Raw genomic sequence first — 2,766 nt, 5'->3', positions numbered from 1 at the left:
GAAAGTTTGTTGTGGTGACTTACATTCTACCAAAGATCCTGCCATGGATCTTTATTTTATTCAGATGTCCAACTTCATTTTACAATCGGCGATAATTAATAAAGAAAGGTTGGTGCTTTATTATGATGAAACAGTCGATACAAGTTGGCACGATGGAACTGAACAGCCGAATCATTATGCCCCCGGTTGCCACTTATCAAAGTACGGAGGATGGGAAAGTTACGGATACGATGTTGGATTATTACGGGGAAAGGGCAAAGAGCGGGAATCTCGGAATGATCATCACCGAACACAGCTATATTATGAAGCAGGGAAAGGCAAAAGCAAAGCAGCTCTCCATTTCAAGTGATGATGATATAGACGGCTTGCGAAAGCTGACCGATGTCATTCATCAGAGCGGGACAAAAGCTATGGCTCAACTTAATCATGCCGGTTCCGCCGCACCTAGTTCCGTGACTGGTCTGAAAGCTGTTTCGGCAAGCAGAATAGTCCTTCCGTCAACTCCGATGATGGGCGACGGAACTGCTCCGGACGAGCTGACAAAGAGGCAGATTGCCGAAATTGTGGAATGTTTCGCAAAAGCGGCGGTGCGGGCAAAAGAATCCGGGTATGACGGTATTGAGATTCATTCCGCGCACGCTTACCTGCTGAATCAGTTTTATTCGCCGTTGACAAATCACAGAAATGATGAGTATGGTGGCACTTTGGACAACAGATTAAGGTTGCACAGAGAAGTAATTGAGGCTGTCAGAGATGCCGTTGGTAATAACTACCCCATCTCCGTCCGTTTGGGCGGCTGCGATTATATGGACGGAGGAAGTACAATCGAAGACAGTGTATATGCAGCAAAGGTGCTGGAAAAAGCAGGCGTGGATATGATCAATGTTTCTGGCGGGATGTGTCGTTATTCAAGAAAAGGGCATACTGAGCCGGGATATTTTCAGGATATGTCTTCTGCTATCAAGAAAGCCGTAACCATCCCCGTCATGCTGACAGGAGGCGTCAAGACAAAAGATGATGCAGAAAAGCTCCTGAAATCTGGAGCTGCTGATCTGATTGGAGTTGGACGCGAATTACTGAAAAACCCGCATTGGGCAGATGCGTTGTGATACAGCTAAAAAGGAATGAAAAAAGTGTCTCTCCTCTTTTGGAGGTTGGAAAGTACTGTTCTCGTCTTTATTTGAAAAAATAATTTTCGGAAGAAATAAACAAGAGCGTGGACAGCATTGTGATTAAAAGGCATCTCTCAGAAAAACGGATATTGAACCGCTTGTCATTGAAGCGGTGAAAGAACTTGTCCGGGACGAGTTCTTTGTAAAAGAAATCAAGAAACGCATTGGACATCAGATTGATACAAGCAAAATCGACAGAGAGATTGCTAACTATGAGAACAAGTTGAGAGAAGTTGATTTGAACAAGACCCGGCTGGAACAGGAAATCGACTCCCTCCCTGCTGATGCTAAATACCGTGAGCGAAAAATTCATGATATGACATTGCGCCTTGATGGTCTATACGAGGTTATTGTCGATCTGGAAACACGGATCGAAGATGCAAGATTAAGACGGGCCGCAGTTGAAACCGAGGCAATCTCTTTGGAGAACCTTTTTAAGATTATGAAGAATTTCGGGGAACTGTATGCTACAATAAGTGACGAAGAAAGAAAAGCTATCATATCTTATCTCATCAAAGAAATCCAGATTTATCCCCACGACGAAGCAGAACAGCCTTTGAAGTCCATAGAGTTCAATTTTCCTGTTTATCGCGATGGACAGGAGATCAAGGAACTCTTGTGGGAAAAAGGTAATACCGTCGAGACGGTAGCATTGATGTCAAGGGTCGAAGAAAAATAGCCGCGAAAGATTAGTATACTGCGGTTTTCGGGTAATCGGGCAAATTCGGCATCGGGCAGGAAAAACGCTTCTCGGTAACTCATCAAAGGGCAAATCAGCTCAAAAGTGTGAGAGTTGAGTTGCCACGATAGATGTCACTATGTTGAGTTGCCGAGTTAGATGTTGGGGAGCTGTGGCTGTGAGATAGATGTCAGAACGACAACTTGATATTTGTAGGGAGGGCATTTTAGATGGAATTGAAGACGATCGACCATAAACTTACGGTCTGTAAAGTGACTGAGGTATCGAATATTAACATGGATACTGATTTCTATTTTATTGGAAAGACGGATGAAGAATTATCGTTAGTATGTAAAACAGAGGATACGCCGCAAAACACGATTGAGCGTGATGATGGATGGAGAGGCTTCCGTATACAAGGCATTCTCGACTTTTCGTTGGTTGGAATTCTGTCAAAACTGTCCGGTATCCTCGCAGAGAATCAGATAGGGATTTTCGCTGTTTCAACATATAACACAGATTACATTCTTGTGAAAGAAGAAAACTTCGAGAGAGCGTTGGAAATATTGGCTTTCAAGGGATACAAAATAGTATGAATTCCGGTCTGTATAATACACACCAAGCCAATAAAAATGAAGGAGCAGAGAAACCGGATCTGTTGATCGCTCTGCTCCAGTTTGATTAAAGGAATAGTAAAAATGCCTCTAAGTCATCATGGTTCAGGGACATTTTTGCGTATGCGGGATTATGCCCCGATATCAATCGGGAGCCCGGGCTTGAGATGGTTGTCGAGTTTCAGCCATGGCTTCCTGTGAAATGGAACTTATAACCCATGTGGGCGAGAAAACCCACGGTTTCAACCGTGAGGATGATAGCCCACCTCTTTACTTTCTATAGATAATATATTGGATAATA

At 43.5% G+C, this 2,766-nt stretch carries 3 protein-coding genes; all 3 read left to right on the top strand.

All coding sequences use genetic code 11. From position 1 onward, the window contains the following. The first annotated feature begins 122 nt into the window (after positions 1-122). The 3 genes from ISF27_RS13040 to ISF27_RS13030 all read left to right on the top strand — a co-directional run bounded on the left by ISF27_RS13040 (position 123) and on the right by ISF27_RS13030 (position 2,447). Positions 123-1,109, top strand: a complete 987-nt coding sequence (locus ISF27_RS13040) for an NADH:flavin oxidoreductase (RefSeq protein WP_194611899.1) — start codon at positions 123-125, stop codon at positions 1,107-1,109. A gap of 175 nt (positions 1,110-1,284) precedes the next feature. Beyond that, positions 1,285-1,851 (top strand): hypothetical protein, encoded by a 567-nt coding sequence (locus tag ISF27_RS13035; RefSeq protein ID WP_407926098.1) that lies wholly within the window; start codon positions 1,285-1,287, stop codon positions 1,849-1,851. 230 nt (positions 1,852-2,081) lie between these two features. Next, positions 2,082-2,447 carry an ACT domain-containing protein gene (locus ISF27_RS13030; RefSeq protein WP_194611898.1) on the top strand — a complete coding sequence of 122 codons (366 nt, stop codon included), beginning with the start codon at positions 2,082-2,084 and terminating at the stop codon, positions 2,445-2,447. Positions 2,448-2,766 lie beyond the last annotated feature (319 nt).

It is taken from the genome of Clostridium vitabionis (assembly GCF_015351765.1).
GTDB classification, from domain to species: domain Bacteria; phylum Bacillota; class Clostridia; order Lachnospirales; family Lachnospiraceae; genus Clostridium_R; species Clostridium_R vitabionis.
This window is presented reverse-complemented; position numbering and strand designations above follow the sequence as displayed.

Coding starts and splice junctions, on each gene's coding strand:
- ISF27_RS13030 (WP_194611898.1), top strand. CDS start 2,082: ATGGAATTGAAGACGATCGACCATAAACTTACGGTCTGTAAAGTGACT.
- ISF27_RS13040 (WP_194611899.1), top strand. CDS start 123: ATGATGAAACAGTCGATACAAGTTGGCACGATGGAACTGAACAGCCGA.